We start from the raw sequence: 26,718 nt of genomic DNA on the forward strand, positions 1-26,718 counted from the left end.
TATATTTGCTTATGTTTTTTCTGATGACCGCTGTGAGCCACAGACTGGTCGAATACTGTATTGAACTGGTGTTCCTGTAAGAGATAGCGAATGAGTAGCATTCAGCATAATAAATTCAATCGATACATTCAATGTACATGGAATAGCAATAAGTGGGAAGGCATTGGACAATTTCGCGCCCTATGAACCATTCATGTTACTATGGCAATAGATGACCGCCTCCCAGATCGACTCAGAGAAACGTATAGCGTAAAAATAGGAGTCCTGTTCGTGGTGGTCGCCGTGACGACGCTTCTCGTTGCTGCGCTCTTTTTCGGCTACGTCTCCAGTACCGTCGGCCCGGCGGCGGAAGCCCACTTCAGCGATCAGACCGACGACCGAAGTGACGTCGCTGCGGCCTGGTTGACGACGAACGCGGAAACGGCAACCGGACTCGCCACTGACGGGACTCTCCAGGACGGAAGCACCGCAGAGGTAGAAGAGCGGCTCGCGGCCGTACAATCCGCTCGGTCAGATCGGATCGCAGCGATCCACTATCTCGACGGTGACGGGACCGTTCTCGCGAGCAGCGATGACGGGGCAACCGAACAGGAGTTCTTCGAAGCAGCCGGCATCGAAGGCACAACAGATGGACCGGGCCCTGTCCATCAGGGGCTCTCGACCGACGACTCGGTCTTGTCGTTCGTTACAGGCGTCGAGCGCGGGGACGGCAGCCAACGGTACGTGGTCGTCTCCGTTCCCATCGACGGGTTCACGACAGCGCTACAAACTGACGAATCCAGTCGGACGGTCGTCACAAACGCCGACAGCGAATCGATCGCCGCGGTCGGCGAAGAAGCACCCGTCGGCGACGAAGCTGTTCTAGCTGCAACCTCTCCGGACTCGGACAGCGTCGCTACGGGCGTCCCCGATGGGACCGACACGGAATACGCGGCGACGGCGGCGACGATCGACGTCGGCGACAGTTCGCTGACGGTCTCGACCTACGATACCGCGTCGACCGTATACGGTCCACAAAAGGCTGCTTCATCGGCGTTAGTTGCCTTGCTGTTGATCTTCACCCTTCATCTCGGGCTCGTCGGGATCGTCCTCGGGGGCAACATGTCCCTGAACCTCCGTCGGCTCGCGAGCAAGGCCGAGCGGATGGGCGAGGGCGACCTTACGGTCGAACTCGAGACCGACCGGATCGACGAGGTCGGAATCCTGTACAATTCGTTCGCCTCGATGCGGGACTCGCTCAGACAGACGCTCGACGACCTCGAAGAGCAGCGCCAGCGCGCCCGCGACGCCCAGCAACGAACCGAACAGCGAAATCGCGAACTCGTCGCCGAAGCCGAACGGTACAGCGAGGTCATGTCCGCGTGTGCCGACGGCGACCTCGAGCGCCGACTCGAACCCGAAACCGACCACGATGCATTGGTGTCGATCGCCACCGCGTTCAACGAGATGATCGACGACCTCGAGGACGCCGTCACGAAGGTCAAGGCGATTTCGGCCGACGTCGCCCGCACGAGCACCGAAGTCCAGACCAGTTCCGACGAAATTCGGCGGGCGAGTGCGGAAGTCACCACGTCGATCCAGGAGATCTCGAACGGATCAGCAAAGCAGGCGGACGACCTGGCCGTTGCGACGACGGAGGTCAAGGAAATGTCCGCGACCGTCGAGGAGGTCGCGGCGGCAACGAGTAACATCGCCGACCAGTCGAGTCAGGTCGACGAACTGGCCACGGACGGCCGGCGGGCGGCCGAGGAGACGAGGACGGAAATGCACACCGCCAGCGAACAGACGGAATCCGTCGCCGAGACGATCCGAGCGCTCGACGAGGAGGCAGATCAGATCCAGGAAATCGTCGAGTTAATCGACGAAATCGCCGGCCAGACCAACATGCTCGCGTTGAACGCGGCCATCGAATCCTCCCGATCCCAGAGTGCCTCCAACGAAAGCGGCGGCTTCCAGGCCGTCGCCGACGAGGTCAAAGAACTCGCAAACCAAACTCAAGAGGCGGTCGGAGACGTCGAAACCATGATCGAATCGATACAACGGCGGGCGACGAAAAGCGCAGCGCAAATCGAGGAAACCGAGACGATGATCGGGTCGGCAACCGACGGGGTCGACGACCTCTCGCGAAAACTCGACCGGATCGCAGCGGAAATCGAACAGGTAGCCGCCGGCGTCGAAGAGATCGACCAGGCGACCGACGAGCAAGCCGAATCCGCGGAGGAACTCGCGACGATCGTCCAGGACGTCGCGAGCGTCGCCGACGAGACGACATCGCAAGCCCAGCAGGTCGCCGCGGCCGCCGAGGAGACGACGGCGACGATCAGCGACGTCTCGACCGAAGCGACGCGACTCGACGAACGGGCGACGGTGCTCGCCGATGCCGTCGACGAGTTTACCGTCTCGGCGCCGCCGGCCGATCCGTCTGCTACTGCACCGGTATGGGACGGTGATTCGCAATGATACCCGCGGAGACGCTCTATCGGATCATGTTCTACGTGATGGCAGCGGCGACCGGACTCTTCCTGTTGTGGGTCGCCCAGTTTCCCGAGGGCAAGCGCCGGTACTATCTCCCGGTTCCGATCATATGCGGAATACTCTCGCTGGCGTACTTCGGAATGTCGACACAGCAGTTTTTCGTGACGACTCCGACCGGGCAACCGGTTCAGGTGAGCCGGTACATCGAATACTTCACCGTGGGACCGATGATGGTGACCATCACGGGTATGGTCGCCGGTGCATCGCGCAAACAGCTGATCACACTCAATGCCCTCCAGATCTCCTGGACGAGTGCCACGGTCGCCGGATACTTCCTGACGGAACCAACCGTCTACGTCGCTAACATCGCGAATTTCGTTCTCCTGGGTCTGTTGGCTTACTGGCTGATCTGGCCGATCACACGGCAATCTGGCAATCAAAGTGGCGAGCGCGTCCTGCTCTATGGCAAACTGCGGAACCTGCTGTTGTTGCTCTTCGGAGCCTACCTCGTCGTCGGCCTCCTGTCGCGGCAGGGCTTCGGGCTACTCAACGCCTTCAGCGGGATCTTCGTCGGGAGTTATATCGACGCACTCACTCGAATCGGGTTCGGCGTGCTGGTACTCCGGGCGACCGGCGCAACCGGCCAACTCATCGAGGAGTTGGAGTCCGGGGACATGGGCGACGACGGGTCGGACGGCGTCACCCTCGAGTCATCCGAAGAATCGTCGGTCGAACTGGCTGACTGACGACCACGGTCGCTCTCCTGCTGTCGGGACGACGCCGCTATGCGATAGAATCACCACCGGATCTGACAGCTAACTATCCATTTTATACGCTCGTACGTCGTACGGTTTACTACAGTATTTGTTGATTCAGAGGATGAACGAACAACGCACGGATTCGTCTCGATGGACGTTCACAGGTGGGTCGGAATTGAAAGTACCACACGTCGCTTCGATGACCTGGCGTGATGGGTTATTTGCACACTGGCCGGTCGATCCAGACGAACTTCGACCGCACATCCCGGGGCAAATGCACCTCGAGACGCGGGACGGCCACGCCTGGGTGAGTATCCTCCCGTTCGTACTCACGAACGTCGGGTTTCGGGGAACGCCGTCGATACTGCGGTTCGCGTTCGCCGAACTCGCCGTCAGGACCCGCGTTCGGTATCGGGGCGAACCCGGCCTCTACTTCTTCAGCATCGATATCGGAAACTCGCTGATCGCCACGACCATCGGTCAGGCCGCTCGGTTTCCCGTTTCCCGTGCCCGGACGCGAGTCAGCGCGACCGAACGCAACCACATTAGATTCTCGAGCGAGCGGACGGGTCGAGACGGTGGCATTCCAGCCACGTTCGCTGCGGCCTACCGCCCTGACGGCGAACCGTTCACTGCCGAACCGAATACGCTCGCTTACTGGCTCACCGCACGTCGACGATTCTACGCGTCGACCGATCGCGGCGTTATCGCAGTCGAGATCGCACACGAACCGTGGCCGCTCCAGCCCGCTACCGCGAGTATCGAGGAGAATACACTGTTCGATTCCAACGGGCTGCCGACGCCGACCGACGATCCGATTTTCTACTATGCAGACAAACTGTCGATGACCGTCTCGATGCCACGTCGGCCCGGTACGCCGGATTCCTCTCACGGCTAACGCTGTCCAGTTGCGCCTTCGTCTCGTGTGGCCGAATTCCGGGAAGTTCGTTCGTGTGTTTTTCCTCGCGGAAACGTCGGACAGGCACTGGTCCGGCAGAACGATGCTTTGTGAGGCACCGAATCGGCAGCCGATACAGCCAGCTGACTGCACCGCGCCGTGACGCTGTCGTCGAATCTGAGAAACGCATTCATACCGCAGTTTGCCGTCGCTGAACTCGAGTTTCGTGTGGCCGATTCGGTCCGCTGATCGGCTGGGCTCGATCTCGGACTCTCGCCGTTGTGAACGATCATCGGTCGAACCATCGTTCTACCCGTCTCCCTTTCTCCCGAATCGGCGTCGATGATACCGAAGGAACTCGCGGCATGTAATCGAGCGAGCCGCGGGGACGAAGCGGCAAATAGTCAGCTGGATACGCTGTAGCGGGCCTGCGTTCACGAGGCGGCGTTTACCAACTGACTGTACGCGTTCACCCGCTATCGGCCGGAATCGATCATTTCGAAATCGTACCCGGCCTCGTTCTCTCGAGCGGCTTCGTATACGACGTGTGCGGCCGCGACGTCCTGTATCGCGAGCCCGGTCGAGTCGAAAACAGTGATGCCGAGGTCGTCGGTCCGCCCCTCCTTCGTCCCCACGACCAGTTCGCCGATCTCCCCGTGAATGTCCGCATCCGTCAGCGTTCCCGCACTGTAGGGGACGTTGATCTCGCCAGAGTGGGTACACTGCTCGTGATCGTCGATGACGATCCGCGCCGCTGCGAGTACTTCGTCAGCCAGTTCGTGCTTGTCCTCCGCATCGGCACCGATGGCGTTGACGTGGGTGTGGTCGCCGACGTCCTCAAGGCCCACGATCGGATCCTCGACCGGCGTCACCGTCGAGAGTACGTCGCAGTGACCCGCTTCAGAAATGGAGCCGCCGCGGATATCGAATCGATCCTCGAAGGCCGCAACGAACCGCTCGACCCGCTCTTCGTCGGGATCCGAGACGACGACGGTCTCGATCGGGCGAACCTCGCTGATCGCCTCGAGTTGGGTGTAGGACTGAACGCCGGCCCCGACGAGACCGAGGCTCGACGCGTTCGCCACGGCGAGATAATCCGTGGCCACGGCGGCCGCAGCGCCGGTTCGTTTCATCGTGAGGGACGTGCCGTCCATGATCGCCAGCGGGAACGCGGTTTCGGGGTCGGAGTAGATCATCGTTCCCAGGACGGTTGGCAGGTCGTGGTCAGCGGGGTTGTCCGGGTGGACGTTGACCCACTTCAGCCCGGCGGCGTCCCACTCTCCCGTATCGAGATAGGCGGGCATCGACCGGAAGTCACCGTTGTACTGTGGAAGGTCGATATACGATTTCGCGGGCATCTGCGTCGTTCCGCGTTCGAAGGCCGCAAACGCCTCTTCGACGGCATCGATGACGGCGTCGAGTCGTGCGTATTCGTCGACGTCGTCGCTGTCCAGAAGTAGCGAGTTCATAGTGGCGAATATTGCGGGCGGCTACTTAGTTCGTCGTACATCGGCAGTGGAGGCGATTCCGGGATTGAACGGGACGACCGGAGTCGGTCCGGAACGAGCGCTGAACGGAAGCGCCGGGTGACCCACAATAGCCGTTCGAGCGGGTCCCACCGGCGGAGCGACCGCTTCAGTGATCGGCGGGCGATACCGAGTAACTGTAGGTAGCCGTCGTGTCCGCCGCCCCGCTTGCTTCGTAGGTGAAGAAGTAGCGAACGCGATCGCCGACGCTGAGACCGTCCACAGTGTACGTGTGGGAACCACCCTGGTCGAACATCCGCACGTTCTGCTGGACCCGATCGGTGACTGTGTAGTGGAGGTCGACCCAGCTCGAGCCGGCATCGTGATCGAATTCGACTCGGAGCTCGGTAGCGCTCGTCTCGGAGAGCGTCGCCGACCAACCGTCGCCGGACACCTCGTCGTCACCGGGGTCAGCGGATGCTTCCGTAGTGACGGTGATCGGTCCCGCGTTGCCGGACTCGTTGCCCGCATCGTCGACCGCCGAAACGGCGAACTCGGAGGTAATTCCGGCCGAGAGCTCCCCCACGGTCGTGTCCGTCGTCCCGGCAGCGACCTCGTGGTCGACGGTGCCATCGACGAAGACGACGTAGTGTGCGACGTCCGTCGCAGAACTGGCGTCCCAGTCGAGGGTGACCGTCGTCGCAGTCGTACCGGGAGCGGACAGGTTCGTCGGTGCCGGTGGCGACTGATCGTCGGAGCCACCGGGCTGTGTCGAGCCCCTGGTGTTGCCGGGTTGTGTCGGGTCCTCGGAGTCGACGTCCCGCAATCCGTACGTTACGTCACCGGTGGACGTCTTCAGCGCGTTCGCGGGAACGTCCAGTTCGTAGCCGTCGGAGAACGCCACGGTCGTGTCCGTCGGACCGGCGTTGTACGCCACGTACGTCCGATCGCCGCTCGAGTCTTCGAAGACGGCCGCCTGTGGCACGTCGGCGACGACGGCCTGTGTGGGCGTCCCCATCGCGTTCAGGTTGTGTACCCAGTGGTAGATGTAAGCGGACTTTCGCCCGATCGGCAGTTCGGTGTCTGCGATGTCAACGGCATCGCCGGGATCGGAAAGCGCCCGGTAGCCGATCGCGGGGGTATGCCATCCCTCGAGGAAGTCGGTGTCGCCGCCGCGGGCCTCGACCATCCGATTCCAGTTGGCGTCGGCGTACGTTTCGTCCCAGTTTAGGTAGAACGAGTGGCCGTCGATCGGGAGCCAGTTGATGCCCCAGATCTCCTCCATGGTGGTCTGGCCCCAGAAGGTCTGGCGGTGGTAGCCGTCACCCCAGATGATGGAGGCGTATTCGTAGGCGTCGTAGCGCAGTCCGTCGGGCGCACCCGTCGCCCCCGCGGTCTCGTCCTCGGCGAGATTCGCTCCCCAGTCGTCCGGGTGGGAGTCGTCGTCGGTATCGAACCAGTACTCCCAGATCGCGTGCATCTCCTCGGTGTAGAGCACGATGGCGGTGTCGCGCATCTCCCGGTAGGTCGCCCGTTCGTCGTCTCCGTCGGCTGTCGCCATCCTGTGTTCGGCCCACATGATAACCGACGCGTGGGCGACCATCGACTCCGACGAGGACTCCTGGTTCGCCCCGTCGCCGAGCGGGAAGCCCGACGCCCACGAGTGCCCTTCGTACGCGTCGAAGGTCCGGAGATGGGGGAACGCGTCTGCAGGTGACTCCCGCGGCGTCGTCACGTCGATGCTGTCGCTGGTCGGGCGCTCCCAGTTGGCGTACTCCCGGACGAGCAGGTCGACCATCTCGCCGTACTCGTCGACGAAATCACCGTCGTGGCGGGCCAGTTCGGCGGCGACCTTCACGAAGTAGCCGTAGTGCAGGTGGTGGTCGTTGAGGAAATCCGACGAGTAGAACTCGGCCGGATAGCCGATCAGGGAGCCGAATTCGTCCCAGTAAGTAAACGCCTCCTCCTCTTCGGTCGTCCCGTAGCTTGTATCCTGGACGGTCAACCACCCCTCGAGACGGGTTCGAAGCGCGTCCAGCGATCGGTCACGCACCGGCGTGTCTCCGACGTGCTGTGCGATCGGGATCGTCCGGAGGTGGTGATCGAAGTCCTTGCCGATCCAGTAGGTGCTGCACTCGCTGCCGACGCCCTGTTCCCAGAGATCGGCACGCTCCTCCACGTCGACGTAGGACCGGAGCGTCGATCTGTCGTAGGTTCCCTCGTCGGGCATGTGCGGGAGAATCCCCGGATAGGTCTTCGTCGTCTCGAATGTCGTCCCGGCGTGGACCTTCAGCGTCCCGCGCGGTGACCAGTACTCGAGGTCGGTCAGTTCGGCGTCGGTGTGCTTCCACTGGTGGGGAAGCAATCCGGCGAGCGAGCCGGTCGCCCGGCTCTCTGGTTTGTTGTCGGTGACGAACTCGAACGTCGAACGGACCTCGGACACGACGTCGCCGTTCGCGTCGGTGGGGGCGTACTCGTACGAGACCCGGGTGTCGCGAACGACGTTGTACGCGTAGTCCTCGAGGCGATCGAGCGTCTCGATCGAGCGGTTCGGCAACGGTGCAACAGAGAGGTAGTCGCCGGAGCCCAGGCTGCTCGAGAGGTCGCCGGTACCGACCCCGTCCCACGTCGCGTCGTCGGGTGCGAAGATGCCAAAGTGGCGCACGTAGTCGTAGTTCGTGTCGTTCCCGGTGACTGAGACGCCGAGGACGTTCCCGCGGTCTGCCCAGACCTCGACGTTCTCGGGCCGCGCGACACCGCCCGAGAGATCCGCGAAACGGATCTCGGCGTCGCCACCACCGTACTCGGCGAAAATAAACGGCGACCCCTTGACGAGGGTGACGTCCATGCGCGCACTCGAGTCCGAACCCCAGGCGAGACGGGCGTGGAAATCGCCCCAGTCGTCGACGCGAGAGTCGCCGAATCCGCCGGCAGAGTGGCCGAGTTCGATCCGGGGGGTGTAACGATGGTCGAGTTTGACGAAGCCTCTCTCCGCCACCGACTCGCCGGGATCGGTGAGCCAGTCGTCGGCGTAAATCGCCGTCAGCCCGTCGACCGTAGTTTCGACGTACCACGGGAGCGCCACGGTCGGGTTCGGCCCGCCGTGTTCGTGCCCGGAACCGGTAAACCAGTTGTGACTCCACCACGTGTTCGACGGCGGCGTCGGTGGTGCATCGTCCGTCAGGTAGGTTCCGTGGACGACCGGCGACGGCGAGACGTACTTGTACCGCTGGTCGTCCTCCGTAAACTCCGAACTGTCGGGCTGGGGCCGTCGCGCTGCGTAGCTACCCGCTCCCACGCGGACGACCTCCGGGTCGCTAAACGCGGCCGCCGCGGCGTCCGCCGCGAGGCCGATCGCCGCCGCGAGGCCGATTCCTTTCACACAGTCCCGGCGTGATAGTTCGATACTCCGCTCGTTGCCGTCTGATCGCTCTTCTGTCATTTGTTGTCACTCTGAAGGTCCACGCCTTCCCCGCCTCGTAACATCCCACTTCCCAGTTGTCCACGGAGCCATCTCCGGACTCCATCTTCGGCGCTTCGTCGTGTCGATCAATACAGTATGTGTGTGTTTCCCTTGCTAATTGTTATCCAATGTAACCACACAATATACAATGATGGATACTAAAATTTTGTCCGGTGGAGGAATATACATGAGCGGCACGTTCCGGCGATCTGGGGATGCACAGGGCGAGTACCCCGAATCGTTCGGGACGGCCGCGGTCCGTCGAGCGCCAGTCAAATGAACGCTCGAATCAGCACCAGCGGAGTGCGGTACGAAGGAAGCCGAACCGAAACCACAGCCACTCCGGAGAGACCGGAAAATGCGGAGTGCAGACTCCACCAACGGGTTCGAGAGCGACGACGAAAACGGCGAAATAAGAGTATGGACCGACTTCGAGCGGTGGCCTCCGTCGTCACCGCAAGGGCTGACAAGCAACCAGCGGGCGCGACGAGGCGTTTGATCGAATGTTGCCGAGGCCGGCTTCGCCGGCCGAAGTGAACGGTTCGTTTTACATCATGCCGCCCATGCCGCCGCCCATACCGCCCATGCCGCCGCCCATGCCGCCCATGCCGCCGCCGGGGCCGCCGGGCGCCTCTTCTTCGTCGTCGTCGTGGGAGACCGCGAGGTCGCCAGCGGCGATGACGTCGTCGATGCGCAGCAGCATGACGGCCGCCTCGGTGGCGGACTCGATGGCCTGGGTCTTCACGCGAAGCGGCTCGTAGACACCTTCGGCGTCCATGTCGATCGTGTCGCCGGTGTAGGCGTCGAGGCCAGCACCCGTGTCACCGCCGTCGTGAGCGCTGCGGAGTTCGACGAGCGAGTCGATTGGGTCCAGTCCGGCGTTCTCGGCCAGCGTCCGCGGGATAACCTCGAGTGCGTCGGCGAAGGCCTCGACGGCGAGTTGTTCGCGACCGCCGACGGAGTCGGCGTAGTCACGGAGCGCGAGCGAGACGTCGATCTCGGGTGCGCCACCGCCGGCGAGAACTTTGCCGTCCTCGATGGTCGTTCGGACGACACCGAGTGAATCCTCGATGGCGCGGTCGACTTCGTCGATGACGTGTTCGGTGCCGCCACGGAGGATCAGGGTGACTGCCTGGGCGTCATCGACGTCTTCGACGAAGATGCGCTGGTCGCCAGCGATCTCCTTCTGGGCGACGCTACCGGCGAACCCGAGGTCGTCCTCGGACAGGTCGTCGACCGTCGAAACGGGTGTGGCACCGGTCGCGCGAGCCAGCTGCGACTGGTCGCTGGACTTGACGCGCCGGACTGCGATGATGCCCTCCTGTGCGAGGTAGTGTTGGGCCATGTCGTCGATGCCGCCGTCGACGAAGACGACGTCTGCACCGACGTCGTCGATCGTTTCGGCCATCTCGCGCAGCTGGGCCTCTTCCTGTTCGAGGAACTGCTCGAGCTGGTCGGGGTCGGTAACGTTGACTTCGGCGTCGATCTCCGTCTCTTTGATTTCGAGGTCCCCGTCGACGATGGCGACCGAGGCATCCTCGGCGAAGTACGGCATGCTGTCGGAGACGCGCTCTTTGTCGACGATGACGCCCTCGACGAGTTCGGAATTCTCGATGGAGCCACCGACGACCTTCTCGACTTTGATATTGTCCGTCTCGACGCCCTCGTCGTCGGCGACCGCCTGGACGGCCTCGACGACCAGTTCCGACAACAGATCCTTGGCACTTTCGGCACCTTTGCCGGTCATCGCCGTCGCGGCGATCTGTTCGAGGACTTCCGTGTCGTCTTCGGCGACGTCGATGGCGATCTCCTCGAGTGCCTCGGTTGCTTCTTCGGCGGCCTCGCGGTATCCCTGAGCGAGGGTGGTCGCGTGAATGTCCTGGTCGAGCAGGTCCTCGGCCTGGCTGAGGAGTTCACCGGCAACGACGACGGCGCTGGTCGTTCCGTCGCCGACCTCGTCTTCCTGTGTTTCCGCGACTTCGACGATCATGTCGGCCGCGGGGTGATCGATTTCCATCTCCGAAAGAAGCGTGACGCCATCGTTCGTGACGATGACGTTACCCGAGGAATCGACGAGCATCTTGTCCATCCCCTTCGGACCGAGCGTCGTCCGTACCGATTCGGCGACGGCCTTCCCGGCCTGAACGTTCATCGACTGCGCGTCTTTGCCAGAGGTTCGCTGGCTGTCCTCCGAAAGAACGATGAGGGGCTGGTTGCCCATCTGCTGTTGAGCCATAGTCAACTGGTGGATTGATTGCTATTCTATATAACTCTTTTGCTACGCCTTGGAAACGGATGCTCGATCATACCCCCGTCCGGCGTTTCCGAACCGATCGCTTACGGAGTATTTATAGTTAGATGGACCGCGCCAGCTATCTGGCCAAGTGAGAAGACCGGAGAAACAGCCGAAATACGTGGAAACACACCGTTCAGGACTGGCTGCCAGAGAATCGGTGGTACTCCATTCCCTGATGTTTCATCTCGTTGTGCTTCTCCTCGAGGAACGAGTAGACGGCACCGTGGGGCGCGCCATCCAAGAGCATCTCCGCAGCGTTACGGACGGCGTCGACCTCCTGTGGCGCACCGATAATCCCGAGAGTCGAGCCGTAGATGACGACGTCTGCGCCGGTCAGTTCCTCCATCAGTTCTCGGGTTCGGCCACCTTCGCCGATGAGCCGGCCCTTCTTTCGTTTCATGTCGTTTTTGTTTCTCGAAGCGGCGTCGATGTCGACGATGTCGAACAACATCATGTCGTCTTCTAGCAACCGAAGGGCGTCCTCGGGAGCGAACCCGCGCCCGATAGCGCGGACGATTTCCGGTCCCTTGAGGCCGCGGACGGGATCGCCGACAGTCTCGACGGCGACGGAGCCGTTCTCCGAGTCGATGTCGAGTCGCACTTCCGCTTCCGCTTCGATCTCGCGCATCGTTTCGCCTCCCTCACCGATGAGAACGCCGATGCGGTCCTGCGGAATCTTCACGTGCTGCATGCAGACTGCTACTGGCTGGGTGAGGTTAAGACCTTGGACCGCAGGCCTCGGGTGAGGTCCGAAAGCGACGCGCGCATCCCGTGGTACCCCTCGGAGAACGGCAGAATTCGAACGAGACTAGTCCTGAACGGACCGGAAGCGCACCGATTCCGACAGCGTATCGAGTATCGCAACCGTTCGATCCTCCTCGGACCTCGCAAGGAAGTGTGCGCCCGGGTTGACCACTGTCGTTCGGCCATCCTCCGATAGTTCGCGCTGGTGGTGGTGGCCGTAACACACGAAGTCGTACGTCTCACCCGCTGCGATCGCTCCGACCTCCGCTTTGCTCTCGCCGTGGAGGACGGCGACGGAAAGGCCGTCGAACTCGAGGTCGGCAAAGCGGCCGTGGAGCTGGCTCTCACCGCCCAGCGAGTCGAACGCGGCCTGGAGGTTGGCGGCGTCGCCGTCGTTGTTCCCGAGGACGCCGTGGAGTTCGAACTCGTCGAAGTACGGGACTACGAGCGGCGCGACGAAGTCGCCGCAGTGGATGACGATCTCGACCCCTTCCTCCTGGAAAATTTCGATCGCGCGTTCGGTCGCCGCCGCATTGTCGTGGGTATCCGAGATGATACCGATGTTCATACTCGTTCCCGCGAGGGCGATCCACTAAGGCGTTCGGGAGCACCAACGGTCGACTGCGATGGCTGGAAAACGATGCGAGCGATATCGAGATCAGTCTCGAGACGGGTCCGGTTCGGGACTCGAGACGTACTCGAGCAGGTCGTCTTCGGTGACGTCCAGTCCCTGCCGGGAGAAAAACGAGGCGACGTTCCGACAATCGCGCTCGAGGAAGTCACGGCTGTTGGGATGGTGGACGGTGACGGCCTGCCCGAGGTCGATGAGCACGAGTTGGCCCTCGTCGAAGACGACGTTGTACTCGCTCAGGTCGCCGTGGATCAGGCCGGCTGAGTAGAGCCGGCGCATGTACTCGCGCATGACCTCGTAGGCGGTCTGGGGGTTCTCGATCTGGACCTCGCCGAGTCGCTTCGCACGACCGTCTTCGTTGCCGATGTACTCCATGACGAGCACGTTGCGCTCGGCGGCGATCGGTTCGGGAACGCGGACGCCGGCCTTCCGTGCGCGCCGGAGGTTCGCCAGTTCCTTCTTGGTCCAGGCCAGTACGACGTCTTTCTTCTTGCCGCCCAGTCCCTCGAAGCGCGGGTCTCCCTCGAGGTAATCGCGCATCTGCCGGAAGTTCGAGGCGTTGATCCGGTAGACTTTGACCGCGACCTCGCGGTCGTCTCCCAGCGCGTGGTAGACGTTGGCCTCTTTACCCGTCGAGAGCGGGCCGCCGAAGGCCTCGACGTAGCCGTCCTGGACGAGCTTGTACAGCGCCGCGAACGTCGCGTCGTCGAACACCGACTGCTCGACCTTGAACTGGTCGGCGTCCTTGATGCGCTCCTCGAACTGTTCGAACTCTCGGTCGCGCTTGCGGGCGATCCGATCTGCTTCGGTATCCGAGACATCGATCTCCTCCCACTCGTCACCCGGTGTATCGGCCTCCTCGAGATCGACCAGTCCGAACTCCGTTTCCGTTCCCTGTCCCATCTGGCCGCGTCTATGGGTCGGGCGCGGGTAAAGACTGGGTATCGTTCGATCGACACCGGACAGGAGCGACCGCGCGAGCGGTCAGGTCCACTCTTTTTGCCCGCTCGAATCCAAGACTTGCTATGAACAGCGGAGACGAACATCTGCGGGCGCCGACGGCAACGGACAACCGATGACGCGCCACGACGTGACCCTCGAGTGGCCCGGCGGCTCAACTCAAACGATCGAGGTCTCCGAAGACGAGACGGTGCTCGAGGCGGCCCAGCGAGCGGGCGCTCGGTTGCCCTACGACTGTCGGAAGGGGACCTGTATCACCTGCGTCGGACGACTGACCGGGATCGGGGACGAGAGGGCCGCCGCCGACGCGAGCGGGACGGAAGCGCCACTCGACGCGACGGCCGCGTTCACCTATCGACGGCCGCCGGCGGCGCTGACCGATTCCGAACGGGCGGACGGCTACGTTCTGCTCTGTATTGCTCGCCCGCGAGCAGACTGCCGCATCGAGGTCGGCCCGCGGGTCCGCGCCGAAGTCGGAGACAGTCCCTGGGCGTAATTCCTCGATCGCTCCCGGCACCCCGACCAAATTTATTTACTCGTTCGTGGTCGGGAGAACCATGAGTGACGCTAGCATACCTGACGACGTCGAGCCGGACCACGAACACGAGCACAGCCACCATGCTGAGGGACCCGGCTACGCGACGCCACAGGCCGCCATCGAGGAAAGCGATCGAGAAAAACTGGCCTACGTGATGAGCCTCTACGTCGGCACGGACGTCGACGCGCCGGATTTCGTGGCGGTCGTCGACATCGATCCCGATTCGGACACGTACTGCAAAATCGTCGACCGCATCGAACTGCCAAACCGGGGGGACGAACTCCACCATTTCGGGTGGAACGCCTGTTCGTCGTCGTGCCACGTCGAGGGCCTCGAGCGGCGACACCTGATCGTCCCCGGCCAGCGCTCCTCGCGGATTCACGTAGTCGATACGAAAGAGCGGCGGAATCCCGAACTGGTCTCCGTGATCGAACCCGAAGACGTCTACGAGTACGACCTCTCCGCCCCGCATACCGTCCACTGTATCCCGGACGGACAGATACTGATCAGCATGCTCGGCGACGCCGACGGCGAGCTTCCGGGCGGGTTCCTCGAGCTGAACGAGGACTTCGAGATCGAGGGACGATGGGAACCGCCGGGCGAGATCGAGATGAACTACGATTACTGGTACCAGCCGCGCCAGAACGTGATGGTGTCCAGCGAGTGGGCCGCGCCGAAGACCTACTACCCGGGCTTCGACCTCGACGACGTCGAGGAAGGAAGGTACGGACGGAAGCTTCACTTCTGGGACTGGGAGGCCGGAACCGTCGAGCAGACGATCGACCTCGGCGAGGAAGGACTGATCCCGCTCGAGGTTCGGTTCCTTCACACCCCCGAGTCGACCCACGGGTTCGTCGGTGCCGCGCTCTCGTCGAACATCTTTCACTTCTGGCGGGACGAAGAGAGCGCGGCGCGCAGCGCCGCGGATGAAGCGAGCGGTGACGAACCGCGAGCCGCGGACGGGGAAGGGAAATACCGCGCCGAGAAAGTGATCGACTTCGAAGCCCGCGAGCACCCAGACTGGGATATGCCCGTTCCCGGCCTGACGACCGACATCCTGATTTCGATGGACGACCGCTACCTGTTCGGCTCGAACTGGCTCCACGGCGACATCTGGATGTACGACGTCTCGGACCCGTCGAATCCGCGACGCGCGGACTCGCTCTCGGTCGGCGGCACCTTCGGCGAGGTACAGGAAGTTCAGGGCCGCAAACTGAGCGCCGGACCGCAGATGATACAGCTCTCGCTCGACGGCGAGCGCCTCTACTGGACGACCTCGCTGTTCTCCTCGTGGGACGAGCAGTTCTACCCCGAGGAGGGCGAGCGGGGGTCGGTGATGTTGAAAGCCGACGTCGATCCCCGAAAGGGCACCCTCGAGCTCGACGAGGATTTCCTCGTCGACTGGGGCGAGTGCCCGGCGGGGCCGGCCCGTGCCCACGAGATCCGGTGGCCCGACGGCGACTGTACGAGCGACGTCTGGCAGTGATGGGTGCCGGCGATCGACCCGCGACATGACCGGGGCACCGAGCCACGACGTCCGCCTCGAGTGGCCCGACGGACGAACGCGGTCGATGGACATCCGCGAGGATGAGACGGTGCTCGAAGGGGCCGACCGCGTCGACGTCGCGCTGCCGTTTGGCTGTCGGACCGGCGCGTGCGGGACCTGTACTGGGCGACTGCTCGAGGTCGACGAGTCAGATCCGGCGGATGCCGGGCGCGACAGCGGAGCGGGCGCTGTCGAAGCCGCGTTCGCGTACCGTCGACGACCGCGGGCCCTGAAGGATCGACACCGAGACGACGGCTACGTGCTCCTGTGTATCGCCTCGCCGCGGGTCGACTGTCGGATCGCCGTCGGCTCGAGCGTTCACGCCGAACTGGTGGAAAATCCGTGGAAGTGACGGGGCGCGAAGGGCTCGAGACGACAGCGAAACGACCCGAACACAGTCAGTAACGTTAACGGGTGCGACCGGCTATCCTCGAGCAATGGCAGCTGCCGACGAGAACGCGGACGAAGACAATCCCTATCTCCAGGATCCGCCGACGGACTTCGCGCCGGTCGCGGACCTCTCCGAGGACGAAGCCGAGCGGCAAGTGGAACTGCTTCGGGAGGCCATTCGCGAGCACGACCGCCGGTATTACGTCGAGAGCGAGCCGTTGATCGCCGACCGAACCTACGACGCGCTGTTCGCTCGGTTGCGCGACCTCGAGGAGGCCTTCGACCTCTCCCATCCCGACAGCCCGACTCGAGCCGTCGGGGGGGAGCCCCTCGAGGAATTCGAGACGGTCTCCCACGTCGCGCCGATGCTCTCGATCGACCAGAGCGGGGAGGCCGAGGACGTCCGGGAATTCGGCGATCGGGTCGAGCGGGAAGTCGGATCCGTCCGGTACGTCTGTGAACCCAAATTCGACGGAATCTCCATCGAGTTCGTGTACGAGGACGGGCGCCTCGAGCGCGCGGTCACCCGCGGGGACGGCCGCGAGGGCGACGACGTCACCCGTAACGCCCGCACCATCGGTTCCGTCCCGCAGCGGCTTCACGGCGACTATCCCGACTTCCTGGCGGTTCGCGGCGAGGTCTACATGCCCAAAGACGCCTTCCAGCAGCACAACCGCGAGCGCATCGAACGCGGCGATGAGGCGTTTGCGAACCCGCGCAACGCCACCGCCGGAACGATCCGACAGCTCGATCCCTCGGTCGTCGCCGAGCGCCCGCTCGAGGTCTTCTTCTTCGACGTCCTCGAAGCGAGCGAACTCGAAGACTCCCATTGGAGCGAGCTCGAACGCTTCTCCACGTACGGCCTGCGGACGAACGACCGCGTCGAGATGGTGGACGGTGTCGAGGGTGCGATCGACTATCGCGATCGGCTGCTCGAGGTACGCGACGACCTGGACTACGAAATCGACGGGGTCGTCCTCAAGGTCGATTCCCGAGACGCTCGCGAGGAACTCGGCCGGACGGCCCGCCACGACCGGTGGGCGTTCGCCTACAAGTTCCCCGCTCGCGCGGAGGTCACGAGGATCGCCGACGTGGCGGTCCAGGTCGGACGGACGGGCCGTCTGACGCCCGTCGCCCTGCTCGAACCGGTCGACGTCGGCGGCGTCACCGTGTCGCGAGCGAGCCTCCACAATCCCGAGGAGATCGCCGAGAAGAACGTCAACGTGGGCGACACCGTCCGCGTCCAACGCGCGGGTGACGTCATCCCGTACGTCGAGGAAGTCGTCGAGAAAGGGAGCGAGGGCCATTACGAGATGCCCGACACCTGTCCCGTCTGCGGCAGTCCCGTCGAACGCGACGGTCCCATCGCGTTCTGTACCGGCGGCCTGGGCTGTGACGCCCAGCTGCGGCGTTCGATCGAGTACTACGCGGGCGACGACGGTCTCGACCTCGAGGGGCTCGGCGAGGAGAGCGTCCGCCAGCTCGTCGACGCCGGCCTGCTCACGACCGTCGCGGACCTGTACGAACTCGACCGGGAGGACCTCACAGACCTCGAAGGGTGGGGCGAAACCAGCGCCGAGAATTTGCTCGCGGAGATCGACGCCAGTCGCGAACCGGCGCTGGCCGACTTCATATCCGCCATGGGGATTCCCCACGTCGGCCCGACGACGGCCCGCGAACTGGCCCGCGAGTTCGGCCGGTTCGATGCGTTCCGCCAGGTCGCCGAGGAAGAGCCCGACCGACTCGAGGGCGTCGACGACGTGGGCGAAACGGTCGCCGAGACGATCCACGATTTCTTTACGAGCGAGGCCAACGCAGCCGTGGTCGACGACGTACTCGGTCACGTCATCCCACAGGAAGCCGCAGTCGATACCGGCGGCGACGAACTCGAGGGACTCACGTTCGTTTTCACCGGCTCGCTCGAAGACGTGACCAGAAGCGAAGCCCAAGAGCTCGTCGAAGCTCACGGCGCAAACGCGACGAGCAGCGTCTCGGGCAACACGGACTACCTCGTCGCCGGCGACAATCCCGGTGCGACGAAGCGCGAAGACGCCGATGCCAACGACGTCCCCATCGTCGACGAGGACGAGTTCCGGGCGCTGCTCGCAGACGAGGGAATCGACCTCGCGTAGTCGAAGACCGAAGTCCGCTTTAGTCCGGTCGAGTCGAGACATCCCAGCGGTCCGTCGGCGGAACCGACCCCGGCTCCGCCTCGGAATCCGAATCGCGCCGGACCGAATTGAAACTGACTATTTAATGCGCACGAGTCGTTCATTCCAACATTCCTGACAAGTCATCGTGTTGGATTCGTACGTACAACCGCAGTTCGAACATCGATAAATCCTCGTCGCAGATTTCTTTCGGTACAGCCGTTCCAGGTACTTTCCGAGACGCTTCACGTGGATCAGTAGCGTGCCAGCTACACCTTCGAGCAGTCGGTAAATGTACATAAGCTTCGTGGTAATTGTATATTCCATTACATTATGTGTTCTCTGGCGTCGTTCGGTTCCGGAGCCGACGGCACCAAACAGGGAAATGAACGAACGATGGAACGGGCGAACGAGCGGCGATTCCGTACGCTCATCGGAGAACTGGAACCCGGCTGCTCGACGATTGGCGATACTATCCGCGACGGCTGAGGATGTCGAAAACAGCGGTCACGACGGCCACGGCCCCGACGTCGTCGGGACGAGCTGCTCCGACCCCCACTCCCATCCGAAGAATCGCGTTCCCACGGTCGCGACGATTGCGACGGCGACACCGACCGCCGTACCGAGCGGAGATGAGTCCCCGGCCGAACGAGGCGGGCATACCCGCTCGATTGGCTTTCGGCGACGTAACTGCAGCCGGTGGCGGTGTGAATACTCAGTTCGGCAGTCGCTCGGCAATCGTAGCGAGGGACTCGCGGCCCTGTACTTCCCCCTCGAGGTCGGGCAACGTTACGACCTCGAGGTCTCGAAACATCGCCCGAATCTCCGCGAGTCGCTCCTCGTGGCGACGGTGGCGCGATCGACAGCGCGGACACCCTTCGTGGGGGTCCTCGAGGACTCGGTTCACGACCAGTCGTTCGACCGGGACGCCGGCTTCCCGAAGTCGTTCGACGAGTCGCTCCGTCTCCGAGATGGCCATCGACTCCGGGATGAGCACGACGCGAAACTCGGTGCGCTCAGGATCGACGAGCAGTTCGCGGGCGCGCTCGAGACGAGCCTGAAACGCCGCGAGATCGTCCGTTTCGTCCCGATCACCGGTCATCACCGATATCGGGCCGAGAAACGCCGTCCGGGCGGCCGATCCGATCCGGCGAACCTGTCCGCGCAGCGACTGAGCCGTCTCGAGTGCCAGTCCCATCACCTCGGGCATGTCGAACAACCGTAAGGTGTGCCCCGTCGGTGCGGTATCGAAGACGATGGTGTCCCACTCGCCCGAATCGACGTACTCGACCAGAAGATCTAGCGCCGCTATCTCGTCGCTGCCGGCCGGCACGCCTCCGGCGAAGAATCGTTCGATTTCCTCGTCGGAGAGACGGACTCCCGCACTACGGAGGTCGGCAGCGAGCGCCTGTGCCAGTTTCTCGTAGCGCTCTTTTTGCGTCTCGGGATCGATCTCGACGGCCCACAGGCCGCCGGGAGTGTCGGCATTGGACCCGAGCGACGCCGCGATCTCGAGGCCCTCGAGTTCGATCGGATCGGGTCCCAGGTCCACCTCGAAAGAGTCGGCCAGCGAGTGGGCCGGATCAGTCGAGACGACAAGTGTCGCCTTTCCGGCGGCTGACAACGAGAGGCCGGTCGCCGCCGCGCAGGTCGTCTTGCCAACGCCGCCTTTGCCACCGTAGAAGATGCAATCGGTCATAGTGGCGCGTACCACGACCGCTCCCCTAAACGGACACCCCGACAGAACAGAAACGCCGCGACCGGCAGACGTGCGGAACTCGGATTGGGTTCAAAACGTTGAATAAGCCGCCAACACGCCGATTCAGATGTCGACGCGATCGAATCGGTAGAGGGCGACCGCGGTCGGGACGACGATCCAGAACAGCAGGATCAAAACCGAGAACCAGTCCGTCAGGTAGAACGGATACTCGCCGCCGAACAGTTGCGCGTTGAAAGCGACGATGTTCTCGATCAAGTCCACGTCAGTGAGCAGCCTGAGACCATTGATGTACGCCTCTCCGGGATCGATGGCACGGATAAAGTATGCCCAGTTCGGTGGCCGCTCTGCGAGTACCTCCTGTCCCTGAATCTCCCGCGTGTACGTCACGGTGTCGAAAAAGAGGATGTCGCGCTGGCCGAGCAGTTGGAACGTTCCAAGGAGGCCGTTCCAGACGCCATAGAAGAGGAAAAACACGCTGATTATCCCCGCACCTGCTATGGTCGTCGACGGCGTCAGCGACGAGAGGGAGACGGCGATACTCGTGTAGGCGACGCCGTAGATGATCGACATCACGAGCAATCCGACATAGTTGGCAACATCGAAGGTCCCGAGAATTGCGGCGATGGGAACTGCAGCAAGCGCGAACCCGACTGTTAGCGATACCGTCAGAACGGCCGACCTGCCGAGAAGCTTTCCGAGAATGACGTCCTTTCGCGAGTGGGGCAACGAAAGAAGGATCTTGATGCTCCCGGATTCGCGTTCGCCAGCGATCGACTTCCAGCCCAGTATCAACGCGATAAGCGGCACGATGATTTTCGTGATCCGAATGAGCCAGAAGACGATAACGTCGAACATCGAAACCTGTGCTGTGACATCTCTGCCGAGAGAAGAGAGAATACCCGCCGCGATGACCAGCAAGAGGAAGAAAAACGCGCTCAGGCCCCAGAACAACCACGAGCGGATCGAATCCTGAAAGTCTTTTCTCGCAACCGCACGAACGCTCACGGGATTGATCGAACTCGAGGCCGACCCCCGTTTCGTTTCGTCGGGCGCAGTTCCCACGTCAGCACTCATCGCGCGTGCACCCCTGTCGTTGATCCAGTCGTATACGACTGGAAGACGTCCTCGAGCGAGGCTTCGGTCGTCTCGAAGTCCTCGATCTCGATGCCGCGGTCCTCGAGCGCCGAGAGAACGGCCGTCTTCGAACCCTCGACGGTCGCGACGATCGTGGGCGGATTCCGTTCCTCGACGGTGACATCGGTGACGTCGCGGAGCGAGCGAACTGCCTGGAGAGCGTCGTCATCGATTCGGTCGACGGTCACGCGCAGCGTGGTGCCGCTTTCGACGGAGTCGCGCAGACCCTCGACCGAGTCGACGGCGACCATTTCGCCGTCCCGAAGGATGCCAACGCGATCGCAGACCGCCTCGACCTGTCCCATGACGTGACTCGAGAAGAACACGGTCGCACCTCGCTCGTTCTCTTCGCGAACGATTTCGCGCATCTCGCGGGCCCCGTTCGGGTCGAGACCGGTCGACGGTTCGTCCAGGATGAGGAGTTCCGGGTCGCCGACCAGCGCCATCGCGAGCATGAGCCGCTGAGCCATCCCCTTCGAATACCCGCCGGCCTTTCTGTCGATGTCGTCCTCGAGGCCCACGCGTTCCAATAGCGCTTCGGGGCTGTCGTCGGCGTTTTTCGAGTCGATTGCGAACTCGAGGTGCTGGCGGGCGGTCAGGCGATCGTACGTCTCGACGCCCTCGGGGAGCACGCCGGTTCGTTTTCTGATGTCCCGGCTGTGGCGCTGAGCGTCCATACCGAGGACGGTGACGGAACCGGCGGTCGGGCGGACGAAATCGAGGACGACGTTGATCGTCGTCGACTTGCCGGCGCCGTTCGGGCCTAAAAAGCCGAACACCTCGCCCGTTTTGACCTCGAACGAGAGGTCGTCGAGGGCGACGGTCTGACCAAATGACTTGGTCAGGTTGTCGACTGTAAGAGCCTGCATATTCGTCCGGTCATCGCGTTGCCCGATAAGGTTTTTGACATCATTATAATAGCTGAAACCATCGGTTTTCGCACGCTTAGACGGTTTTCATCGCTAACAGATAGGAATTATTACCTTCCGTTCTAGATCGGATCGTCAGGATCGTACCGGTCGGCGGTCCGTTCGACTTCCGCGGCATACCGATCGCGAGTCTCCGCGTCGGGCACCCGCTCGAGTTCGGCTTCGGGAACGTCGACGGCGGCGGTGACCTCGGAGCCTGTCCGCAAGGCCGTCGAAGACCGATGGCGCTGCTGGTAGCGTGAGCCGTCCGGCGTCGCGTAGACGAGCGTAACGAAATCGCGGTCACCGAGTTCCCGTTCGACGAGCCAGCACTCGACCGTCTTGTCACTCATACGCAACGGGTTCGGGGTCGATCACCGAGAATGTTCCGTGTAGGGGCAATCCAGGGAGGCAGAGCCCGACGCGAACGCGATCGTGATAGCACGCGACCGTCCCGTCTCGATCCGGAAGGCGGACCCTACTCGTGCGAACGAGCCCCGACGTACTTGGGGGCCGACGTCGGATCAGTGACGACGAGCACTGATGGCCGACACCCGACGCGAGCGACTCGAACGCTGGAGCGAACACGTCGACCAGCTGTGCGACGATGGAGAGACCGTCGAGCGGCGCGTCGACCTCGAGGATGCGACGGTGGTCGTAACGAACCGCCGTGTCATGGCATTTACACCGAGTTCGGACGGTCCGAACTTCCGTTACGTCGATCGACCGAACGTCGGATCCGTAAGCGTCGAAACGGATGACCGACTGCGTCAGTTCTGCGTGGGGATCGTCGCCGCCGCCGTCGGCGTCGGATTGATAGAGACGGCGAGGGCCGTCAGGTTCACCGCTTACGTCCCTGAATTCGAGCCGCAGGGTAGCGATTCGGTCCCGGGAATGAACACCGTCGAAAGCCTCGTCGACGCTGCGCTCTCGGCGATCGAGACCGCCCTGCTGTTGCTCAACTGGGGCATTTTCCTGAGCGGCGGCGTCGCGTTCGCAGTCGCTATTGCGTTGCTCGTTCGCTACGTTCGCTCGCGATCCCATCGCATCGTCCTCCGAATACGCGGCGACGACGACCTCGTGCTCCCCCTCGGTGGCGCCGATCTCGAGGCGGATCGGGTCCCCGTCCTCGAGGCAGCGATTCGACCGGACACGAACGGCGAAGGGCGCACGGCGGACGATAGAAGTGGCGGCATCGCCGGTGGCGAGACGCGGCCGCGAAGCGACGGACCGGGCGATGAACGAGATCGAACCGATCGGCCAGGGGCGGAGTGGCTCGGAGACGAGGAGTCAGGCTAAAACCTGCCGACGTTCTAGGGCCGTCGATGAACGAGGATGGGGTTCGCGAGCGCGCCGGATCGTTGCCCCGCGAACCGGGCGTCTACCAGTTTCGTGCGGGCGAAACGACGCTTTACGTCGGAAAGGCCGTCGACCTTCGGGACCGAGTCCGCTCCTACGCCGATCCCCGAAGCGCGCGGATCCGACGGATGGTCGACCGCGCCGACGGAATCGAGATCGCCGTCACCGACACGGAGACGCAGGCGCTGTTGCTCGAAGCGAACCTGGTAAAGCGCCATCAACCCAGGTACAACGTCCGCCTCAAGGACGACAAGTCCTACCCGATGATCCAGTTGACGGCCCACGAGGCACCCCGCATCGAGATCACCCGCGATCCCGACGAGTCGGCGACGGTCTTCGGTCCCTATACCAACAAAGGTCAGGTCGAAATCGTCGTCAAAGCGCTCCGAGAAACGTACGGCGTCCGCGGCTGTTCGGACCACAAGTACGCCGGCCGTGATCGTCCCTGTCTCGACTACGAAATGGGGCTCTGCACCGCGCCCTGCACCCGCGAGATCGGCCTCGAACGCTACTCGCAAGACATCACCGCCGTCGAGCGCTTTCTGGAGGGTGAAACAGGGGTCCTCGCCGACCCGCTTCGCCGAGAGATGGAAGCTGCCGCGGAGAATCAGAACTTCGAGCGAGCCGCTCACGTGCGCGACCGACTCGAGACCGTCGACGCGTTTCACGGCGAGGGCGGCGAGGCAGTCCAGTCGATCGGCGACGAGCGGGCGGTCGACGTTCTCGGCGTCGCCATCGAAGGCGAGGACGCGACCGTCGCCCGACTGCGCGCCGAAGACGGCAAACTAGTCGACAGGGAACGGCACACGCTCGAGGCCCCCGGCTCCGCGAGGGACGACGAAACGGACGGGGTCCCCGCCGTTCTGTCGGCCTTTATCGTCCAGTACTACGCCGAGCGCGAACTACCCGACGCACTCTTGTTGCCCGAGCGCCACGACGACGAAGAAGTCGCGGCCTGGCTCGAGGCCGAAGGAGTCGCCGTCCGCATCCCGGGCGCAGGGCGGGAAGCGAAACTCGTCGACCTCGCGCTGAAAAATGCCCGCCGAAACGTGGGCCGACGCGACGAATGCGGACTGCTCGCGGACGCTCTCGAACTCGACGCAGCTCGGCGAATCGAGGGCTTCGACGTGAGCCACGCACACGGCAAGGCGGCGGTCGGCAGCAACGTTACCTTCGTCGACGGGAGCGCCGAAACAGCCGACTACCGGCGAAAGAAGCTCACGGAGCAGAACGACGACTACGATAACATGCGCGCTTTGCTCGAGTGGCGAGCACACCGTGCTGTCGACGGTCGCGACGATCGCCCCGATCCGGATTTGTTGCTGATCGACGGCGGCGACGGGCAACTCGAGGCCGCCCGAGACGCGCTCTCTGCGGTCGGCTGGGACGTCCCGGCAGTTGCGCTGGCGAAAGCCGAAGAGCGCGTGGTCACTCCGGACCGGGAGCTCTCGTGGCCAAGTGACGCGCCGCATCTGCACCTCCTCCAGCGCGTCCGCGACGAGGCCCACCGCTTTGCGGTGCAGTACCACCAGACCGTTCGGGACGAGGTCAAGACAGTGTTGGACGACGTCAAAGGGGTCGGCCCCGAAACCCGAAAACGCCTCCTCGGACACTTCGGCAGCGTCGAAAACATCCGCGAAGCGAGCCTCGAGGATCTCCGGAGCGTGGATGGGATCGGCGCGAAGACGGCAGAGACCATCAAGTCGCGGCTCTGACGAGACCTCGGGAAGGGCGTTTCGTCAGTAATCCAGTCTGCATACCTGCACTATCCGTAAACGCTGAAATTGCCTTTATTGCCTCTGGCAGCCTCTCATACTAGTGATCATGGAAGTAAATTGGAAAGCTATCGTAGCGGGCTTCGTCGTCGCTCTGGCCCTCGCCGTCGTCAGCGGACTTGTCGTCGGAATGAACGCGACGTCTCTGGCACTGTCGTGGGGAACGATCGGCGTCGTCAGCGGTCTCGTCGCCGGTTTCATCGCCGGTGGCACGGTACCCACCGGTGCCGTTCACGGCGGAATCGCAACCGTCCTCGGTTCGCTCATCACGTTAGCGATCGTGACGTTCACGACGCTGCTCTTCGCGGGACTCGTGCCGACGTTCGGCGTACTCGTCGGGGGTGTGCTCCTGCTCGCGTTCTACGCCATCCCTGGTGCACTCGGTGGTGCGATCGGATCGTGGGCCAGCGGACGCCGGGCTTCCCGGACGGTAGCCGGTGCGCGGGCGTGAAAGCGAAACTCGACAGACCAAACGTTTTCTCGGCGAACCGACCGTTTTGACCGCGGACAGGTCGGTTCCGTCCAAGCGGGGGACACGCAAAGATGAGCCATCGATCGCGCGCTGACGAACAGTCTCTGGCGCTCGCTCTCGTGTCCGTATTTGCTCGAGTCAGCGACTCATCGGCGAGAATGGGAGGAGCGGCAGGAAAAGGGAACAACTGGTGTATGGCGCAGTTGTGAAGTGGTGATGATGTGGTGATGATGTGGTTTCTGTGGTATCGTCGTCGTTGCTTCCTGCCGCGTACTTCCATCTTTGGGCGGAACGGCAATATCGGTGACCCCAACACAGTTTGGAAGCCGGCGATCGAGAGTACGAACCACCGGCCGTTCGAATCGATTACTCCCAGGGGTGTGTTCCCCCCTCGCTGGGCCAGAGTGGATACCAGTACTCCTTCTCGCGCTCGATTTCGAGTTCGCCGTCCAGCGCGGACTCGAGCGTGAACTCCGCGCTCGAGTCGCGTTCCCGACCGGATCGGGGGGCGAACGGGTAGAAGCGGCCGCGTCGGAAAGAGTAGATCCAGTACGCCGTTCCGTTCATGGCGGAGGGTCCGCCCGCATCGTCTCGACGCCGCGACGCAGCATCGCCGTCGGCATACGCAAAGACGGCCGCGAGTAGCCGCGAACCGTAGCCGTGCTCGATAAAGGTGTCCGCAGCGAAGTGCATGCTCGTGATCAGGTCCTCGGGGTCGTCGTCCTCGAGAACGACCCAGTGGTAGCCGTGGTCGTCGGCCGTGACCGAAAAGTCGGTCCCGGTCTCCTCCTGACCGGCCTCGAGAATGGCTTCGACCTCGTCGACGGCGTCCCGAAAGTCGCTCGAGTCGACGCCCGAAAAGCAGAGCGCGCCGACGTCGAGTGACTCGTAGCCGAGATCGGCCTCCATCGTGAGGTAAGCAGTGCTCATTCCGAACAGGTCGTCGGGGTCGGCGTCGCGCCCAGCGTCGGTCTCGGCGCGCATCCCGAGTACGGCGCGGAGCCCGTCCAGCAGTCCCATAGTTCGTGTGAGGAG

General features: G+C 63.2%; 21 protein-coding genes. 10 read left to right on the forward strand and 11 right to left on the reverse strand.

The genetic code is table 11. The features are described from left to right. Nucleotides 1-201: 201 nt before the first annotated feature. The 3 genes from HYG82_RS33370 (at nt 202) to HYG82_RS33380 (ending at nt 4,131) form a co-directional block, all read left to right on the forward strand. A complete protein-coding gene (locus tag HYG82_RS33370) occupies nt 202-2,460 on the forward strand; it encodes a methyl-accepting chemotaxis protein (RefSeq protein WP_179261348.1) in 2,259 nt (752 codons plus the stop codon). Continuing rightward, on the forward strand, nt 2,457-3,221 hold the full coding sequence (locus tag HYG82_RS33375) for a bacteriorhodopsin (protein WP_179261349.1): 765 nt from the start codon (nt 2,457-2,459) through the stop codon (nt 3,219-3,221). Before HYG82_RS33370 ends, HYG82_RS33375 begins: the two co-directional genes overlap by 4 nt. Nucleotides 3,222-3,354: 133 nt before the next feature. Beyond that, nucleotides 3,355-4,131 (forward strand): YqjF family protein, encoded by a 777-nt coding sequence (locus HYG82_RS33380; RefSeq protein ID WP_179261350.1) that lies wholly within the window; start codon nt 3,355-3,357, stop codon nt 4,129-4,131. A gap of 476 nt (nt 4,132-4,607) precedes the next feature. Here HYG82_RS33380 and HYG82_RS33385 read toward each other — a convergent pair whose 3' ends face one another. The 6 genes from HYG82_RS33385 to rio1 form a co-directional block, all read right to left on the reverse strand. Further along, on the reverse strand, nt 4,608-5,600 hold the full coding sequence (locus HYG82_RS33385; protein WP_179261351.1) for an ornithine cyclodeaminase family protein: 993 nt from the start codon (nt 5,598-5,600) through the stop codon (nt 4,608-4,610). A 166-nt stretch (nt 5,601-5,766) separates the two neighbouring features. After that, nucleotides 5,767-9,039 (reverse strand): glycosyl hydrolase, encoded by a 3,273-nt coding sequence (locus HYG82_RS33390; RefSeq protein WP_179261352.1) that lies wholly within the window; start codon nt 9,037-9,039, stop codon nt 5,767-5,769. Nucleotides 9,040-9,607: 568 nt separating this feature from the next. Continuing rightward, on the reverse strand, nt 9,608-11,281 hold the full coding sequence (gene thsA / locus HYG82_RS33395) for a thermosome subunit alpha (RefSeq protein WP_179264497.1): 1,674 nt from the start codon (nt 11,279-11,281) through the stop codon (nt 9,608-9,610). A gap of 208 nt (nt 11,282-11,489) precedes the next feature. After that, a complete protein-coding gene (locus tag HYG82_RS33400; protein WP_179261353.1) occupies nt 11,490-12,047 on the reverse strand; it encodes a KH domain-containing protein in 558 nt (185 codons plus the stop codon). Between the two features lie 117 nt (nt 12,048-12,164). After that, nucleotides 12,165-12,668, reverse strand: coding sequence for a metallophosphoesterase (locus HYG82_RS33405; protein WP_179261354.1), 504 nt, complete (start codon nt 12,666-12,668; stop codon nt 12,165-12,167). Between the two features lie 90 nt (nt 12,669-12,758). Further along, nucleotides 12,759-13,634 carry a serine/threonine-protein kinase Rio1 gene (gene rio1 / locus HYG82_RS33410; RefSeq protein ID WP_179261355.1) on the reverse strand — a complete coding sequence of 292 codons (876 nt, stop codon included), beginning with the start codon at nt 13,632-13,634 and terminating at the stop codon, nt 12,759-12,761. A 172-nt stretch (nt 13,635-13,806) separates the two neighbouring features. Between rio1 and HYG82_RS33415 the strand changes: the two genes are divergently transcribed. From HYG82_RS33415 to ligA, 4 genes are all read left to right on the forward strand, one after another. Further along, nucleotides 13,807-14,187: a 2Fe-2S iron-sulfur cluster-binding protein gene (locus HYG82_RS33415; RefSeq protein WP_179261356.1), complete on the forward strand. Its 381-nt coding sequence runs from the start codon at nt 13,807-13,809 to the stop codon at nt 14,185-14,187. A gap of 61 nt (nt 14,188-14,248) precedes the next feature. After that, complete coding sequence (locus HYG82_RS33420; RefSeq protein ID WP_179261357.1) at nt 14,249-15,715, forward strand: selenium-binding protein SBP56-related protein; 1,467 nt, start codon at nt 14,249-14,251, stop codon at nt 15,713-15,715. Between the two features lie 25 nt (nt 15,716-15,740). Then, nucleotides 15,741-16,127, forward strand: coding sequence for a 2Fe-2S iron-sulfur cluster-binding protein (locus HYG82_RS33425; protein ID WP_179261358.1), 387 nt, complete (start codon nt 15,741-15,743; stop codon nt 16,125-16,127). 85 nt (nt 16,128-16,212) lie between these two features. Beyond that, a complete protein-coding gene (ligA, locus tag HYG82_RS33430) occupies nt 16,213-18,297 on the forward strand; it encodes an NAD-dependent DNA ligase LigA (RefSeq protein WP_179261359.1) in 2,085 nt (694 codons plus the stop codon). 733 nt (nt 18,298-19,030) lie between these two features. On the opposite strand, the gene HYG82_RS33440 is transcribed toward ligA, so the two are convergent. The 4 genes from HYG82_RS33440 to HYG82_RS33455 all read right to left on the reverse strand — a co-directional run bounded on the left by HYG82_RS33440 (nt 19,031) and on the right by HYG82_RS33455 (nt 22,430). After that, complete coding sequence (locus tag HYG82_RS33440) at nt 19,031-20,014, reverse strand: ArsA family ATPase (protein WP_179261360.1); 984 nt, start codon at nt 20,012-20,014, stop codon at nt 19,031-19,033. Between the two features lie 123 nt (nt 20,015-20,137). After that, a complete protein-coding gene (locus tag HYG82_RS33445) occupies nt 20,138-21,109 on the reverse strand; it encodes an ABC transporter permease (protein WP_179261368.1) in 972 nt (323 codons plus the stop codon). Then, nucleotides 21,106-22,038 (reverse strand): ABC transporter ATP-binding protein, encoded by a 933-nt coding sequence (locus tag HYG82_RS33450; protein WP_179261370.1) that lies wholly within the window; start codon nt 22,036-22,038, stop codon nt 21,106-21,108. The genes HYG82_RS33445 and HYG82_RS33450 overlap by 4 nt, the downstream gene beginning before the upstream one ends. A gap of 122 nt (nt 22,039-22,160) precedes the next feature. Continuing rightward, the gene (locus HYG82_RS33455; protein WP_179261372.1) at nt 22,161-22,430 is read right to left on the reverse strand and encodes a DUF7967 family protein; all 270 of its coding nucleotides are present in this window, start codon (nt 22,428-22,430) and stop codon (nt 22,161-22,163) included. Nucleotides 22,431-22,620: 190 nt separating this feature from the next. Here HYG82_RS33455 and HYG82_RS33460 point away from each other — a divergent pair, with 190 nt between their 5' ends. From HYG82_RS33460 to HYG82_RS33470, 3 genes are all read left to right on the forward strand, one after another. Continuing rightward, complete coding sequence (locus HYG82_RS33460; RefSeq protein WP_179261373.1) at nt 22,621-23,376, forward strand: hypothetical protein; 756 nt, start codon at nt 22,621-22,623, stop codon at nt 23,374-23,376. Nucleotides 23,377-23,402: 26 nt separating this feature from the next. Next, nucleotides 23,403-25,151 carry an excinuclease ABC subunit C gene (locus HYG82_RS33465; protein WP_179261375.1) on the forward strand — a complete coding sequence of 583 codons (1,749 nt, stop codon included), beginning with the start codon at nt 23,403-23,405 and terminating at the stop codon, nt 25,149-25,151. 109 nt (nt 25,152-25,260) lie between these two features. Continuing rightward, complete coding sequence (locus HYG82_RS33470) at nt 25,261-25,662, forward strand: DUF5518 domain-containing protein (RefSeq protein ID WP_179261377.1); 402 nt, start codon at nt 25,261-25,263, stop codon at nt 25,660-25,662. A gap of 387 nt (nt 25,663-26,049) precedes the next feature. Here HYG82_RS33470 and pspAB read toward each other — a convergent pair whose 3' ends face one another. Further along, entirely contained in the window at nt 26,050-26,703 is a 654-nt protein-coding gene (gene pspAB / locus HYG82_RS33475; RefSeq protein WP_179261379.1) for a PspA-associated protein PspAB, read from the reverse strand. Between the last annotated feature and the right edge of the window lie 15 nt (nt 26,704-26,718).

Origin of the sequence: Natrinema halophilum, assembly GCF_013402815.2 — an archaeon.
Lineage (GTDB): Archaea > Halobacteriota > Halobacteria > Halobacteriales > Natrialbaceae > Natrinema > Natrinema halophilum.